Annotated in this window: 14 protein-coding genes; 9 read left to right on the forward strand and 5 right to left on the reverse strand. The window is 74.8% G+C overall.

What is annotated here, in order from left to right; translation table 11 throughout:
- Window position 1 precedes the first annotated feature (1 nt).
- Window positions 2-610 carry a YceI family protein gene (locus CG736_RS24030; protein ID WP_100588260.1) on the reverse strand — a complete coding sequence of 203 codons (609 nt, stop codon included), beginning with the start codon at window positions 608-610 and terminating at the stop codon, window positions 2-4.
- A 232-nt stretch (window positions 611-842) separates the two neighbouring features.
- Between CG736_RS24030 and CG736_RS24035 the strand changes: the two genes are divergently transcribed.
- From CG736_RS24035 to CG736_RS24050, 4 genes are all read left to right on the forward strand, one after another.
- On the forward strand, window positions 843-1,907 hold the full coding sequence (locus tag CG736_RS24035) for an ATP-binding protein (protein ID WP_100588261.1): 1,065 nt from the start codon (window positions 843-845) through the stop codon (window positions 1,905-1,907).
- Window positions 1,904-3,715 (forward strand): hypothetical protein, encoded by a 1,812-nt coding sequence (locus tag CG736_RS24040; RefSeq protein ID WP_100588262.1) that lies wholly within the window; start codon window positions 1,904-1,906, stop codon window positions 3,713-3,715. The genes CG736_RS24035 and CG736_RS24040 overlap by 4 nt, the downstream gene beginning before the upstream one ends.
- A 278-nt stretch (window positions 3,716-3,993) precedes the next feature.
- Entirely contained in the window at window positions 3,994-7,065 is a 3,072-nt protein-coding gene (locus CG736_RS24045) for a DEAD/DEAH box helicase (protein ID WP_100588263.1), read from the forward strand.
- Window positions 7,066-7,069: 4 nt separating this feature from the next.
- Window positions 7,070-7,282 carry a hypothetical protein gene (locus CG736_RS24050; RefSeq protein ID WP_100588264.1) on the forward strand — a complete coding sequence of 71 codons (213 nt, stop codon included), beginning with the start codon at window positions 7,070-7,072 and terminating at the stop codon, window positions 7,280-7,282.
- 4 nt (window positions 7,283-7,286) lie between these two features.
- Here the strand turns inward: CG736_RS24050 and CG736_RS24055 are convergent, their stop codons facing one another.
- Window positions 7,287-8,105 (reverse strand): alpha/beta fold hydrolase, encoded by an 819-nt coding sequence (locus tag CG736_RS24055; protein WP_100588265.1) that lies wholly within the window; start codon window positions 8,103-8,105, stop codon window positions 7,287-7,289.
- A 54-nt stretch (window positions 8,106-8,159) separates the two neighbouring features.
- Window positions 8,160-8,792 carry an HAD family hydrolase gene (locus tag CG736_RS24060; RefSeq protein ID WP_232734134.1) on the reverse strand — a complete coding sequence of 211 codons (633 nt, stop codon included), beginning with the start codon at window positions 8,790-8,792 and terminating at the stop codon, window positions 8,160-8,162.
- 130 nt (window positions 8,793-8,922) lie between these two features.
- Between CG736_RS24060 and CG736_RS24065 the strand changes: the two genes are divergently transcribed.
- The 3 genes from CG736_RS24065 (at window position 8,923) to CG736_RS24075 (ending at window position 10,275) form a co-directional block, all read left to right on the forward strand.
- Window positions 8,923-9,312: a helix-turn-helix domain-containing protein gene (locus CG736_RS24065; protein ID WP_043914940.1), complete on the forward strand. Its 390-nt coding sequence runs from the start codon at window positions 8,923-8,925 to the stop codon at window positions 9,310-9,312.
- A gap of 19 nt (window positions 9,313-9,331) precedes the next feature.
- Entirely contained in the window at window positions 9,332-9,853 is a 522-nt protein-coding gene (locus CG736_RS24070) for a hypothetical protein (protein ID WP_100588266.1), read from the forward strand.
- A gap of 89 nt (window positions 9,854-9,942) precedes the next feature.
- The gene (locus CG736_RS24075; protein ID WP_229848452.1) at window positions 9,943-10,275 is read left to right on the forward strand and encodes a DUF2516 family protein; all 333 of its coding nucleotides are present in this window, start codon (window positions 9,943-9,945) and stop codon (window positions 10,273-10,275) included.
- A gap of 67 nt (window positions 10,276-10,342) precedes the next feature.
- Here CG736_RS24075 and CG736_RS24080 read toward each other — a convergent pair whose 3' ends face one another.
- Entirely contained in the window at window positions 10,343-11,755 is a 1,413-nt protein-coding gene (locus CG736_RS24080; RefSeq protein ID WP_100588267.1) for a PP2C family protein-serine/threonine phosphatase, read from the reverse strand.
- Between the two features lie 217 nt (window positions 11,756-11,972).
- Here CG736_RS24080 and CG736_RS24085 point away from each other — a divergent pair, with 217 nt between their 5' ends.
- Window positions 11,973-12,500, forward strand: coding sequence for an O-acetyl-ADP-ribose deacetylase (locus tag CG736_RS24085; protein ID WP_100588268.1), 528 nt, complete (start codon window positions 11,973-11,975; stop codon window positions 12,498-12,500).
- 193 nt (window positions 12,501-12,693) lie between these two features.
- Here CG736_RS24085 and CG736_RS24090 read toward each other — a convergent pair whose 3' ends face one another.
- On the reverse strand, window positions 12,694-13,518 hold the full coding sequence (locus tag CG736_RS24090) for a class I SAM-dependent methyltransferase (RefSeq protein WP_232734135.1): 825 nt from the start codon (window positions 13,516-13,518) through the stop codon (window positions 12,694-12,696).
- A gap of 233 nt (window positions 13,519-13,751) precedes the next feature.
- Here CG736_RS24090 and mshA point away from each other — a divergent pair, with 233 nt between their 5' ends.
- Window positions 13,752-15,056, forward strand: a complete 1,305-nt coding sequence (mshA, locus tag CG736_RS24095) for a D-inositol-3-phosphate glycosyltransferase (protein WP_232734146.1) — start codon at window positions 13,752-13,754, stop codon at window positions 15,054-15,056.
- The last annotated feature ends 53 nt before the right edge of the window (window positions 15,057-15,109 follow it).

Here is a 15,109-nt window from a genome sequence, read left to right on the forward strand (position 1 = left end):
CTCAGGAGGCTCGCACGGCGGAGATGTCGAGGGTCAGCTTGACCTTCTCGCCGATCAGCACGCCGCCGGTCTCCAGCGCGGCGTTGTAGGTCAGGCCCCAGTCGGTGCGGTCGACCGAGGTGCCGCCCTCGAAGCCGACCCGGTTGGCGCCGTACAGGTCGGTGGCAGCGCCGGTGAACTCCAGGTCGAGGACGACCGGGCGGCTGGTGCCCTTGATGGTCAGGTCGCCGTGCAGGCGGTAGGTGTCGCCGTGGATCTGCTGGGCGGAGGTCGACTTGAAGGTGATCTCCGGGTAGGTGGCGGCGTCGAAGAAGTCGCCGGTGCGCAGGTGCTCGTCGCGCTGGGCCTGGTTGGTGTGGATCGAGGCGACCTTGATCACCAGCTCGGCGGTGGAGGCGGCCGGGTCGGCGCCGTCCAGGTGCAGCTTGCCCTCGTACTCGGTGAACTCGCCGCGGACGTTGGTGACCATCGCGTGGCGGACGGCGAAGCCGATCTTCGAGTGGGTGGAGTCGATGGTGTAGTCGCCGGTCAGGTGGGCGAGGTCCGGACCCTGGACGGCGGCGGCCGGGGCGCCGGTGGCGGTGTTCTTGCTGCGGTTGAAGATGCCCATGGCTTCTCTCCTTTGCGAGGGTCGAAGCCGTTTGTTGAGGCTTCAACTTGTTGGTGACTTCACCGTACTCCGATCTGGTTCAAGTTTCAACCATGAAGTCCAAATTTGAACCATCCGGGTGGGCGCACCGGTTGTCCCCAGCCTGTGGAGGGCGGTGGAAAACCGGGTGCGCCGGGTGGATCCGGCGGTTCACACTGGCCGCCGAACCCCCCTTCGCCTCCTGAGGAGACTCGTGCAGTCAGCCGTCACCGTGTCGCCGTCCCAGGTCCCCGAGCTGCTGCTCGGACTCGCCACCGTGCGGCCGGTGTTCCTGTGGGGAGCACCCGGTATCGGCAAGTCCTCGCTGGTCAACCAGTTCGCCGACTCGCTCGGCCTGGAGTGCGTCTCGCTGCTCGGCACCCAGCTCGCCCCCGAGGACCTGATCGGCGTCCCGCAGATCACCCCCGAGGGCCGCTCCCGGTTCTGCCCGCCCGAGACCATCGCCCGCGACCAGCCCTACTGCCTGTTCCTGGACGAGCTCAACGCCGCCACCCCGGACGTCCAGAAGGCCTTCTACTCGCTGATCCTGGACCGCCGGATCGGGAACTACGAACTCCCGGCGGGCTCCATCGTGATCGGCGCCGGCAACCGCGCCACCGACGGCGCACTCGCCCGCCCGATGCCGTCCGCGCTGCTCAACCGCCTGGTCCACGTCCACCTGCGGGCCAGCGCCGACGACTGGCTCGGCTGGGCCGCCGGGCACGGCATCCACCCGTGGATCACCGACCACCTCACCGACCGGCCCGACCACCTGTGGTCCAACCCGCCCAAGACCGAGGAGCCGTTCTCCACCCCGCGCGCCTGGCACATGCTCTCCGACGCGCTGCACTCCTTCGGCGCGAGCCTCGACGAGGACACCCTCAAGGTCCTCGCGCACGGCCTGCTCACCCCCGCGCACGCCGTCGCCTTCTGCGGCTACGTCAAGATCGTCCGCAACGCGTACGGCCTGGAGGCCATCCTCAAGGGCGACGCCTCCTGGCCGCGCCGGGTCGAGGACCGCGACCTGCTCTACTACCTCGCCGACTCCTTCCGCGGCCGACTCGTCAAGGAACTGCCCGCCCGCAAGGAGCACGCCTCGCCGGCCGTCCGGCAGCACGCCTACCGCTCCAAGTCGCTGCTGGTCCAACTCGCCGAGATCTCCGTCGAGGTCGCCCAGACCGTGATCGCCGACGGCCCCGACGGCAACCCCGTCCTGCCGTCCTGGTTCCTCATCGAAGCCGCCCGCGACCTGCCCCGACTGGTCGAGGCCCGCCGGTGAGCACCCGCCGCCCCACCGAGAAGAAGCCCGAACAGGACCCGGTCAAGGCCGCGTTCGCCGCCGGACTCGCCAAGGCCCGGTCCAACCCGGCACTCCACGCCGTCCCCGCCACCCTCTGCACCGCCGACGAGGAGGACTGCTCGCTGCACCCCGCCACCGGGTGGGTCGTCGTCACCTCCAACGGCACCCTGCACGCCAACCGGCGCCGCCGCGCCGAACCCGAGGAATGGGCCTGGGCCCTCGCCCACGCCCTGCTCCACCTCGGCTTCGGCCACCTCCCCGCCGCCCGCGGCCCCCGCACCCAGCCCGACCGGGCCGAGCTCGCCGCCCGCTGCACCGTCGTCAACCGCTTCCTCGGCACCTTCCACGTCGGCCGCGCCCCCGACGACCATCCCGTCGCCTGGCCCGGCGGCGACGAGGAGACCCTCGCCGCCCGCTGGCGCCGCGACGGCATCCCCGCCGAGTACCGGGCCTGCGGCACCGACGGCGACAACCCCGACCAGCTCCTGCACACCTGGTTCGCCAGTGCCGACCCCGAGGACTGGACGCTCGCCTTCGCCCACGCCCTCACCCGCACCGTCTCCGCCGCGATGGACCTGGCGGCCGGCCGCCGCGAACACCTCGACGGCCCACGCCTCCCGCAGCGCCCCTGGGAACGGGCGCTCAGCTGGTTCGTGGCCAGCTACCCGCTGCTCGGCGGCCTCGCCGCCGGCCTCACCCTGGTCGCCGACGCCGAACTCGCCCGCGCCCACGACATCACCGTCGCCGCCGTCAACGCCGAGGCCGGCGAGATCTACCTCAACCCGCTGCGCCGCCACACCGACGAGGAATGGCGCTTCATCCTCGCCCACGAGATGCTGCACGCCGCCCTCCGCCACGGCGACCGGGCCGGCGGCCGCGACCCCTACCTCTTCAACGTCGCCGCCGACTACGTCATCAACGGCTGGCTGGTCGAGATGGGCGTCGGCGAGATGCCCGAAGGGCTGCTCCACGACCCCGAGCTGAAAGGCCTCTCGGCGGAGGAGGTCTACGACCGGATCGTCCGCGACCAGCGCCGCCTGCGCCGCCTCGCCACCCTGCGCGGCAAGGGCCTCGGCGACATCCTCGGCGAACCCCTGCCCCGCGACGGCCACGGCGCCCACGTCGACCTCGACGAGTTCTACCGCCGCGGCCTGCTCCAGGGCTTCGACCTGCACACCCGCGAACGCGGCCTGCTGCCCGCCGGACTCGTCGAGGAGATCCGCGCACTCGCCCACCCCCCACTGCCCTGGGACGCCCGACTCGCCCGCTGGTTCGACGAGTTCGTCCCCCGCCCGGAACCCCTCCGGTCCTACGCGAGGCCGTCCCGGCGGCAGTCCTCCAGCCCCGACATCCCCCGGGCCGGCCGCTACTCCCCTCCGGAGGAGACCCCGCGCTGCACCTTCGGCGTCGTCCTCGACACCTCCGGCTCGATGAGCCGCGTCCTGCTCGGCAAGGCGCTCGGCGCGATCGCCTCCTACGCCGCCGCCCGCGACGTCCCCGCCGCCCGCCTCGTCTGCTGCGACGCCGCCCCCCACGACATCGGCTACCTCCCCGTCGCCGAACTCGCCTCCCGGGTCCGCCTCCGCGGCCGCGGCGGCACCGTCCTCCAACCCGGCATCGACCTGCTCACCCGCGCCCAGGACTTCCCCCCGACGGCACCGGTCCTGATCATCACGGACGCCGAATGCGACGTGCTGCGCGTGCCCCGCCGCGAACACGCGTACCTGATCCCACGAGGGGCGACGTTGCCGTTCACCCCGCGGGGGCCCGTGTTCCACCTGGCGTGAACAGCAGGGAGAGCACAACCGGGGGCGCTGGGGGTACCCGGGGCGAAGCCGGGGGCGGAACTGCGCGACAAGCGCAAGGCCCGTCCGCAAGGTCGCGATCACGTGCAGGTCATCGTCCCGCGTCGCGATCTTGCTGGTGGGTGTCTTCCGCTTCGCGCAGCTCTTCCCCGGCGGAGGTGTGCCCCCACGCGCCCCCGGTTTCGCGTCCGCCTGCGTTGTCACCCGCACCACCTATCGTGGAGACCCAGCCGACTCTCGTTCCCGGAGGCCCCGTCCCCATGTACGCCCTGCACGCGCTGTGGCGGGCCGACGGCCGGCTCGGGGTGTGGGCGGAGGACGCAGGGGCGTTCACCGGGCGGACCGTCCAGGGGGCGCGGCACCCGTACGCGTGCTCGGCGAGCGAGGTGGCGGGGCTGCTCGCCGCCACCGGCCCGGGGCCTGCGTGGCTCGCCGAGCGGGGGGCCGAGCGGTGGATGAGCCTGCGGTTGCCGACGCTCGGCTCGCGGCCGACGCCGTCCCCGGACCTGCCGGTGGCTTCGACCGCGAAGGGGCTGGTGCTGCAGGCGTGGCGGGTGCCGGCGCTGGTGTTCGACCAGGCCGAGGCGGCGCAGCTGCTGGGTGAGCTGTTCGATCCGTACTGGCCCGGGACCACGGTCGAGCTGGCCGACGGCCGGACGGCGGAGCTGGCGTACGGGGCGTCGCTGCGGTGGCTGACGGCGGTGCACGACCTGGCGTGGCGGCTGGTGGGACGGGGCCGGGTGCTGCCCGCGCTGGTCGAGGAGGCGGGCGGGTGGGCGGCGCGCTGGCGTCCCGCGCCCGACGGCCCGGCCGGCCGGGAGGCCACCGCTCTCGCGGCCGGCTGCCCGCCGATCGCCCGCGCGGAGGACGGCGCCGAACGCACCGGCACCGCCCTGTTCACCGCCGTCCTGGACGCCCTCACCGACCGCGAGACCCGCGCCGCACTCAATGCCGACGGATCGTCAAAAGGGCAGCGGCGCAACGACCTGGACGGCTGGCTCGCCGCCCTGCGCAGCAGCGAGCCGCTCCTCCCCGCTCCGCCCGACCCCGAGTCCGCGTCGCGGCTCGCGGCGTGGACCGCCGGCACGGAGCCCACCGGTGAGGTCCGGCTGGCGTTCCGATTGGCGGAGCCGCTGGGGACGGCGCCGGACGATCCGGAAGGGGTCGCCTCGGACGAGAACTGGCGGCTGGACGTGCTGGCCGGCCCCGCGGACCGGCCGTCGCTGCTGCTGCCGGCGGCCGAACTCTGGTCGGACGGACCGGGGTTCGCGGCGTTGAGCCGCAGTCTCGGCGACCCGGTGGAGGCGTACCTCGCCGAACTCGACCGGGCCGCCCGGCTCTGTCCCGAGCTGCGCGCCGCACTGCACCGCACCCGGCCCACCGGCGTGGACCTGGACCGGGCGGGCGCGCTGGCGTTCCTGCGGGACGCCGCCCCGTTGCTGACCGCCGCCGGGTACGGCGTGCTGCTGCCCGCGTGGTGGCGCCGTCGGCCGCGGCTGGGTCTGGCCGCCACGGCGCACAGCGGTTCGGCGCCCGGTGCGGTGAAGCGTGCCGAGCAGGCGGACCGGGATGCCGTGGTGGACTTCCGCTGGCAGCTCGCGGTGGGCGAACAGCCGCTCACCCAGGAGGAGTTGGACGAGCTCGCGGGGGCCCAGCAGGGCCTGGTCCGGCTGCGCGGCAAGTGGGTGGAGGTGGATGCGGCCCAACTGGCCGCCGCCCTGCGGTTCCTGGCCGCCCGACGGGACGATCCGCAGCTGGACGCCGCGACGCTGCTGCGGCTCGCCCTGGACGACGGCGCGGTGGTCGACGGGCTGCCGGTCACCGTCGTGCACGCCGACGGCCCGCTCGGCGACCTGCTCGCGGGCCGCCTCGGCCGCCTCCCGGGCGCTCACCGCACCCCGCCCCCGCCGGGCTTCGCCGGCGAGCTGCGCCCGTACCAGGAACGGGGGTTGGCCTGGCTGGACGCCCTCGGCCGGCTCGGGCTGGGCGCGGTGCTGGCCGACGACATGGGCCTCGGCAAGACCGTGCAGACCCTCGCCCTGCTGGCCCTGGAGCAGGTCCGCGGCGCCCGCGGCCCCGTCCTGCTGGTCTGCCCGACCTCGCTGGTCGGCAACTGGCAGCGGGAGGCCGCCCGTTTCGCGCCCGCCCTGCACGTGCAGCTGCACCACGGCCCCGACCGCACCGCCCCCGACCCGGCCGCCGACCTGGTGATCACCACGTACGGGGTGCTGCAGCGGGACGCCGCCGCGCTGCGCGAGATCCGCTGGCGGCGGGTGGTCGCGGACGAGGCCCAGCACATCAAGAACCGCGGCGCCCGGCAGTCCCGGGCGATCCGCTCGCTGCGCTCCGGCCCGCGGATCGCGCTCACCGGCACCCCGGTGGAGAACCGCCTGGCGGAACTGCACTCCGTCCTGGACTTCACCAACCCAGGCCTGTTCGGCACCGCCGAGTCGTTCAAGGGGCGCTACGCCATCCCGATCGAGCAGTCCGGCAACCGGGAGGTCGCCGCCCGGCTCCAGCGACTCACCGGCCCGTTCCTGCTGCGCCGCCTGAAGAGCGACCCCGGGATCGGCGAACAGCTGCCCGCCAAGCAGGAGTTCACCGTCCGCTGCAACCTGACGCCCGAGCAGGCCGGGCTCTACCAGGCGGTGGTCGCCGACCTGCTGCGCCGCCTGAACGGGGTGCTCGGCGTGGAGCGCAAGGGCGCGGTGCTGTCGGCCCTCGGGCGGCTCAAGCAGGTCTGCAACCACCCCGCCCAACTTCTGCACGACAACTCGCCGTTGGACGGCCGCTCGGGCAAGGTCGAGCGGCTGATCGCGCTGCTCCGGGAGGCCCTGGCGGAGGGCGACCGGGTGCTGGTGTTCACCCAGTACGCCGAGTTCGGCGCGCTGCTCCAGCCGCACCTGCGCCGCCGGCTCGGCGCCGAGGTGCTCCACCTGCACGGCGGCCTGTCCGCGCCGCGCCGGCAGGAACTCGTCGACCGTTTCCAATCCCCGGACGGGCCAGGGGTGTTCCTGCTGTCGCTGAAGGCCGGCGGGACCGGCCTCAACCTGACCGCCGCCAACCAGGTGATCCACCTCGACCGCTGGTGGAACCCCGCTGCCGAGGACCAGGCCACCGACCGCGCCCACCGGATCGGCCAACGCCGTGACGTCCAGGTCCGCCGTCTGGTCTGCGTCGGCACCGTGGAGGAACGGATCGCCGAACTCCTCCAGGCCAAGCGCGAGTTGGCCGACGCCGTGGTCGGCGCCGGGGAGCAGTGGCTGACCGAACTGCCCGCCGAGCAGCTGCGCGAACTGCTCACCCTGTCCGCCGACGCCGTGGGGGAGTGACACCATGACGGACCGTCCCGCCGACTCCGACCGCCCGCTCGACCAGTGCCTGGACGCCTTCTGGCAGGGCGGGTTCACCCTCCGCCCGGCCGACGCCCCGGCGGAGCGCCCGGACCCGGCCCTCGACCACCTCGGCCCGAGCGGCCTCACCGTCCGCGGCCGCGACCTGGCCGAGCTGCTGGCCCCCGACTACCGCCGTCTGGTGGACGGCGGTTGAGGCCTCAGCCGAGGAACTCGGCCACCAGTCGGGCGAATTCGGCCGGCTTCTCGACCCAGGGCCGGTGCCCGACGCCCGGCAGCACCTCCAGCCGGGCCCGCGGGTGGTGCGCGGCGGCCAGCCGGGCCGGGGCGGTGCCGATCATCCCGTCCAGCTCGCCCGCCACCACCAGCACCGGCGCGGCCACCGGGGCGGCCTCGCCCGCGCCCGCGTAGAACGCCGCCCGCATCCACGGCGCGACCGGAGCCAGGGCCGGGTCGAAGGTCTCGGCGCGCGCCCTCTCGTCCCAACTGCCCCAGAAGAACGGGGTGATGCGTGCGAGCAGCTCCGCCGGGTCGCCCTCCCCGGTGACCAGCAGCTCCGCCGCCCGCGCCGCGTCCGGGTACCAGGGCCGGTCGGCACGGCCGGCCCGGATCGATGCGAGCTCCGCCTCGTCCGGCTCCCGGGCGCCCCGTCCGACCGGGGTCACCAGCACCAAGGACCGTACCCGGTGCGGGAATTCGGCCGCGTAGCGCTGCGCGGTGAGGGCACCCGCGGAGTGGCCGAGCAGGTCGAAGGAGTCCAGCCCGAGGTGCTCGCGCAGCGCCTCCAGGTCCTTCGCCTGCGCGCCGAACGCGCAGCTCGCCCGGTCGGCGGGCTCGGCGGACCGGCCGCTGCCGCGCGGATCGAACCGGATCAGCCGGCGGTGCGCGTCCAGGCCGCCGAGCGAGCCCAGGTACCGGGCGTCCGCGCCCGGACCGCCGGGGATCGCCACCAGCGGTGCGCCGTCGCCGAGTTGCTCGTAGTGCAGGGCGGTGCCGTCGTGCGCCGGAAAGATCGTCATGCAGCGGATGCTGCCACGCGGCGGACCGGTGCGGCGCGGAATTCCACGCATCGGTCAGAGCAGCCCGTGACCGGCCAGGACCAGGCGCAGCTCGGCGGCGCCCCGATGGTGGTGGCCCAGCATCCCGAGGGCCTCGGCGGCGGCCGCGTTGCCGGCGCTGTCGTCGACGAACAGGCAGCGCCCGGGCGGGACTTCGGCCCGCGCGGCGGCCGCCAGGTAGACCCGGGCGTCGGGCTTGGCCGCGCCGAGGCGGGCGGTGTTGACCACCGCGTCGACGGCCGTGTCCAGGCCGAGCGCGGCCAGGTCGGCCTCCAGCCGGGTGGTGCCGTTGGAGACCAGCAGCACCGGCACGCGCCGCCGGGCCGCGGTGAGCAGCGCCAGCACCTCCGCGTCCACCCGGGACGGCTGCCGCCCCCAGGCGGCCACCGCCGCGCGGGCCCGCTCCACCGAGCCGCACACCGCCACCAGGTCGTCCGCGACGGCCGCCCGCCACTGCTCGTCGGTGACCTGCCCGGTGACGGCGGGCAGCAGGCGCTCCTCCCGGAACGCCGCGCCCGCGACGGTGCCGGGCGGCAGGCCGCAGGCCGTGTCGACCTCGGCCAGGTCGGCCCAGATCCGCAGCACCCCGTCCAGGTCGCACAGCACCGCGTCGATCCGTCGTTCCGTCATCGCGTCCCCCTCCGTCATCGCGTCCCCTCCGTCGCGGCACGGACGTTACTCCGTCGGGGCGGACGAGGCCGGACGCGGGCGGACGGCGCTGCGTGCACCCGCTAGCAACCTGCTTGCAAGAGCAAGCAACGGGGTGCAGACTGCAGGTATGGCATCACTGAACGTGGGCTCGCTCGGCGAGTACATCCGGGAGCAGCGGCGGAACGCGCAGTACTCGCTGCGGCAGTTGGCCGACGCCGCCGGGGTGTCCAACCCGTACCTGAGCCAGATCGAGCGCGGGCTGCGCAAGCCCAGCGCGGAGATCCTTCAGCAGATCGCCAAGGCGTTGCGGATCTCGGCGGAGACGCTGTACGTACAGGCCGGGATTCTGGAGGAGCGGGACGAGCAGGGGCCGGGCCTGCGGGCCGCGATCCTCGCCGACCCGCAGATCAACGAGCGGCAGAAGCAGGCCCTGCTGGCGGTCTACGAGGCCTTCCTGAAGGAGAACCAGACCGCCCGCCCGGCCGATGCCGCCGCCCACCCGACCGACCCCGCGTGACTTGACCAAAGGACCCGACATGCCGATCAGCGACGACCTCAAGAAGACCCTCACCGACCCCACCCCGCTGTACGCCCTGGCCGGCGCCGGCGACCTGGCCTACGAGAAGCTGCGCGAGGTCCCCGGCCAGCTGGAGGCGCTCGCCGCCGACCGCAAGGGCACCCAGGACAAGGCCGCCGCCGCCCTGCAGGACGCCGGCAGCAAGCTGGTCGAGGCGCAGGCCAAGGTCACCGAGGCGGTCACCGCGCTGCCCGTCGACGTGAAGGAACTCCAGGCCAAGGCCCAGGAGTTCGCGATGCAGCAGGTCGGCCGGGCGCTGGAGTTCGCGGTCAAGGCCAAGGAGGTCTACGACGAGCTCGCGGTCCGCGGCCGCACCGTGGTGGACGCCGCGAGCCCCCGCCCGCAGGAGGGCGGCGCGGTCGTCGAGGCGGACGCCGAGGAGGTCGTGATCGCCGAGGTCGTGGTCGACGAGCCCGCCGTCGAGTCGAAGCCCGCCGCGAAGAAGCCCGCCCGCGCCCGCAAGGCCGCCGACTCCGAGTGAGCGCCGGCCGAGGGGAACGGCACACCGCCGAGGGCCGTTGATCCGGGCAGTGTCCGTGCCAGGATGGAAGAGACAGTGAGGAGCACCAGGTGCAGATCGCGTACATCGATCTTCTGAACCCGTTCTGGTGGCTGGCCACGGCGATCATCGGCTACAAGGCGTTCGCGTTCGTGGACGCGGCGATCCGCCGGGACGACGCGTACCGGGCCGCCGACAAGAAGACCAAGGGGTTCTGGCTGGTCGTGCTCGGCCTGGCGCTGGGCGCGGACCTGCTGTTCGGCGCCAACCCGCTGACCGGCCTGCTGACGCTGGTCGGCCTGGTCGCCGCGATCGTCTACGTGGTGGACGTCCGCCCGGCGATCAAGCTGCTCACCGACGGCCGCGGCCGCGGTCGCAACCCCGGGCCCTACGGCCCCTGGTGAGAGCTCCGCACGGACGAAAAGGGGCGGCCCCGTTCGGGGCCGCCCCTTCGGCGTGTCGGACGGGCCGTCAGCCCATGATCACCGGCTCCGGGTTGCGCTCCAGCAGCAGCACCGCGACATCGTCGGTCAGCGCCCCGCCGTTCAGCTCCTCGACCTCGGCGATCGCCGAGTCCACCAGCCGGCCCCTGGTCAGCCCGGCGGCCTGGTGGTCGGCGATCAGCTCGATCAGGCCCTCCTGGCCCAGCCGCGGCGAACCCGCCCCGACCTTCCCCTCCACCAGCCCGTCGGTGTACAGCAGCAGCCGCCAGCCCGGGGCGAGCTCCAGCCGCAGCGCCGGCCAGGTGGAGTGGGTGGCGTCGCACGGCAGCAGGCCCAGCGCCGGCCCGGCCTGGTCGGACGGCAGCAGCTCCGGGGCGGTGTCGGCCCCGAGCAGCAGCGGCGCGGGGTGGCCCGCCAGGAACAGCTCCACGGACTCCGCGGCGCCCGGCGTGCCCGGCGCGTCCAGCACCACCATGCAGAGCGTCGCGAAGATCTCGTCGCTGCGCCGCTCGTGCTCCAGCACGTGCTGCAGGGTGGTCAGCAGCTGCGGGCCGCAGAGCCCGGCGAACACCAGCGTCCGCCACGCTATCCGCAGCGCCACGCCGAGCGCGGCCTCGTCCGGGCCGTGGCCGCAGACGTCGCCGATCACCACGTGCACCCGGCCGTCCGGGGTGCGCACCGCGTCGTAGAAGTCGCCGCCGAGCAGGGCCCGGCGCCGGCCCGGCCGGTAGCGGCGGGTGAAGGCCAGGCCCGCGCCGTCCAGCAGCGGGGTGGGCAGCAGGTGGCGCTGCAGGCGGGCGTTCTCCTGGCCGCGGATCTCCGCCTCCACCAGGCGGCGCTGCGACTCGTCGGCGCGCTTGCGCTCCACCGCGTAGCGCAGCGCCCGGGCCAGCAGCGGGCCGGCGGTGTCCTGCCGGACCAGGAAGTCCTGGGCGCCGGCGGCCACGGCGGCCGCGCCGAGTTCGGTGCCCGCGGTGTCGGTGAGCACCACCACGGCGGTGTGCGGGGCACGCTGAAGCAGCTCGCGCAGCGCGTCCAGGCCGTCGCTGTCGGACGGCAGTTCGCCGGGCGCGCCGAGGTCGAGCAGCACGCACTGGAAGTCGGGGTAGCGCATGCCGCGCCGGCCGTTGCCGGGCAGCGGCGGCAGCAGGGCCATCGCCTCGCGGATGCCGCCCACCCGGTGCAGTTCGGCGCGCTCGCCGAGCTCCTCGGCCAGCGACTCGAACAGCAGGTGCTCCGGCTCGCCGGCCTCGATCACCAGCACCCGGAAGTCGGCGGCGGCCCGGGTCGGCTCGCCGCCGCCCGTCGGAGTGCTGCGCGGACGCGGTATCGCGGCGGCCCGGCCCGGGCGCTGCTGCGCGCCGGTCCGGCTCTGACTGCGCTCGGCGGCCCCGGCGTCGTCGGTCGCGTCGGGTGCCCGCCCGTCTCCCGTAGCGGGCATCGGTCGGTCCTTTCTATCCCCGACAGGCCAACGGCCGGTGTCCGTCCACGGTGCCCGTGTGGCACCGGGCATCGGGGAGCTTCCCGCGACCATAACGTGATCTCCGAGGATTTCTTCGCCTGAGCGGCGTCGATGTGGTTATTGCCACGCGTGCGGTGGCGCTGTTCCGTAGGGTTTCCGCCACCGAGGGACCGGAGTTGACGGGAGTTGAGCAGCGGTGGCGCAGATCACGCTGGTGCAGGGTGACATCACGGATCAGCGGGTGGACGCCGTCGTGAACGCCGCGAACAGCTCGCTCCTGGGCGGCGGCGGAGTGGACGGGGCGATCCACCGCGCGGGCGGACCGGAGATCCTCGCCGAGTGCCGGAAGCTGCGGGCCTCGCACTACGGCAAGGGCCTGGCGACCGGCCGGGCGGTGGCGACCACCGCGGGCCGGCTCCCGGCGCGCTGGGTGGTGCACACGGTGGGGCCGGTGTTCCGGGCGGAGGACCGTCCGCAGCGCGCGGAGCTGCTGGCCTCGTGCTATCGGGAATCCCTTCGGGTGGCGACGGAACTGGGAGCGCGGACGGTGGCCTTCCCGGCGATCTCCGCCGGGATCTTCGGCTGGCCGCTGGACGATGCCGCTCGGATCGCCCTGACGACCGTGGCCGAGGAGGAGCCCGACCTGGACGAGGTGCGTTTCGTGCTGTTCGGTGCCGAGTCGTACGAGGTGTTCGCGCGGGTGCGGGACGAGCTGGCGGGGTGAACCGGGGGAGCGGGGGTGTGGCGGAGAGCAGGGGGCGCTGACGGGCGCTCGGGGGGCGCGCGACGGCGCATTCGGGCGCTCTCATGGTGGCGCGGCGGGGCGTCAACGCGCCAGGGGTATTCGATAACTCGTTCGAGTGAACTGCTGAACGGATGACCGGGTCGGCCGGGCCGAGCGGGTAGGGGCGGCCGGCTCAGCGCGGCGCCAGCGCCGACCAGTCCACCGTCAGCTCGCCCTGCCGCCGCCGGACCGGCCCGTCCCGCAGCGGCCAGTCCGCGGCCAGCGCCGCACAGGCCGCCACCCAGCGCTGCCGCGCCCCGAACGCCCCCAGCGGCGCGGCCGCCGCCCACGCCCGGTCGAAGTCCCGCAGGAACGCGTGCACCGGCCGGCCGGGCACGTTGTGGTGGATCAGCGCCTTCGGCAGCCGCTCCGCCAGGTCCGAGGGCCGATCCAGGCTCCCCAGCCGGGCCGCGAAGGTCACCGTCCGCGGCCCCTCCGGGCCGAGCGCCACCCACACGTGCCGCCGCCCGATCTCGTCGCAGGTGCCCTCCACCAGCAGCCCGTCCGGCGTCAGCCGCCCGCACAGCCGCGCCCACACCTCGGCGACCTGGTCCTCGTCGTACTGCCGCAGCACGTTCGCCGCCCGGATCAGCTGCGCCCGCGCCCCGCCGGGCAGCGGCACCTCGAAACCGCCGCGCCGGAACTCCAGCAGCGGCGGGTCGGCCATCGGCAGCGCCGCCGCCACCCGCGCCGGGTCGATCTCGATCCCCACCACCCGGACGTCCGCCCGCACCGCCCGCAGCCGGGCCGCCAGCTCCACCGCGGTCCACGGCGCCGCCCCGTACCCCAGGTCCACCGCGATCGGCGGGGCCGTCGCCGCACGCAGCGCCCGGCCCGTCGTGTACGCGATCCAGCGGTCCATCCGCCGCAGCCGGTTGGTGTTCGTCGTCCCCCGAGTGATCGTCCCCACCGGCCGGCTCGACCGGCCCCGGGACGACGGCATGTCGCTTGCGGCCATGGTCACCAAGCCTACGCAGCGCCCGGGGGCACTCGGAGACCCCCGTCCGCCGCCGGGAATACGCGGACGCGGCGACGTGGTTGGCACCCTTGACGTCCCACCGCCCGCAGCTCCGGCCGCGGGCGGCGGTGCGTGGACAGACCAAGAAACCGGTACAGACGCAGCAGCGCCGCCGACGCAGCGACGGGCAGTGCCCAGGGAGGCTTCCGCAGGTGACCCACCACCTCGTCCGCATGCCCCGCGGGGAGTCGCGGTCGGCCGCAGCCCCCTCGTTCCCGCTCCGTCCCCGCCGGATCGCGATGCTGAGCGTCCACACCTCGCCGCTGCACCAGCCGGGCACCGGCGACGCCGGCGGGATGAACGTGTACATCGTCGAGCTGGCCAAGCGCCTCGCCGACCTCGACATCGAGGTCGAGGTGTTCACCCGGGCGATCAGCTCCGACGACGCGCCGACCGTCCAGCTCGCCCCCGGCGTGCTGGTCCGGCACGTCACGGCCGGCCCGTTCGAGGGCCTGCTCAAGGAGGACCTGCCGGCCCAGCTGTGCGCGTTCACCCACGGCGTGCTGCGCACCGAGGCCGGCCACCGCCCCGGCTACTACGACCTGGTGCACTCGCACTACTGGCTGTCCGGGCAGGTCGGCTGGCTGGCGGCCGAACGCTGGGGCGTGCCGCTGGTGCACACCATGCACACCATGGCGAAGGTGAAGAACGCTGCGCTCGCCGAGGGCGACACCCCGGAGCCGGCCGCGCGGGTGATCGGCGAGACCCAGGTGGTCGGCGCGGCCGACCGGCTGATCGCCAACACCGCCGAGGAGGCCGCCGAGCTGGCCCACCACTACGCGGCCCGCCCCGAACAGCTGGCCGTGGTGCACCCCGGCGTCAACCTGGAGGTGTTCCGGCCGGGCGACCGGGCGGCCGCCCGCCACCGGCTCGGCCTGCCGCAGGACGCCGCGGTGCTGCTGTTCGCCGGCCGCATACAGCCGCTGAAGGCGCCGGACGTCCTGCTCAAGGCGGTCGCCCGGCTGCTGGAGCGCCGCCCGGAACTGCGCGAGCGGCTGGTGGTGCCGGTCGTCGGCGGCCCGTCCGGCAGCGGCCTGGCCCGGCCCGAGAGCCTGCACAAGCTGGCCGCGCAGCTCGGCATCAACGACGTGGTGCGGTTCCGCCCGCCGGTCGGCCAGCAGCAGCTCGCCGACTGGTACCGCGCGGCGACGGCCCTGGTGATGCCCTCGCACAGCGAGTCGTTCGGCCTGGTCGCGCTGGAGGCGCAGGCCTGCGGCACCCCCGTGGTGGCGGCCGCGGTCGGCGGCCTGCCGGTCGCGGTCCGCGACGGCGTCACCGGCACCCTGGTGCCCGGCCACGACCCCGACGCCTGGGCGCAGGCGCTGCTGCCCTACGCCACCGACCCGGCGCTGGCCCCCGCCCGCGGCGCGGCCGCCGCCCGGCACGCGGCGGCGTTCGGCTGGCTGACGGCGGCCGGCTCCACCGCCGAGGTGTACGCGGGCGCGATGGCGGCGGCCCGTCCGGTGCGCCGCCCCTGACGGCGGGTCACCCCCGCGCGCGGCGTGACCGGGGCGACACCCCGCCCCGGCGG

The organism is Kitasatospora sp. CB02891 (assembly GCF_002803145.1).
In the GTDB taxonomy this organism is placed as follows: domain Bacteria; phylum Actinomycetota; class Actinomycetes; order Streptomycetales; family Streptomycetaceae; genus Kitasatospora; species Kitasatospora griseola.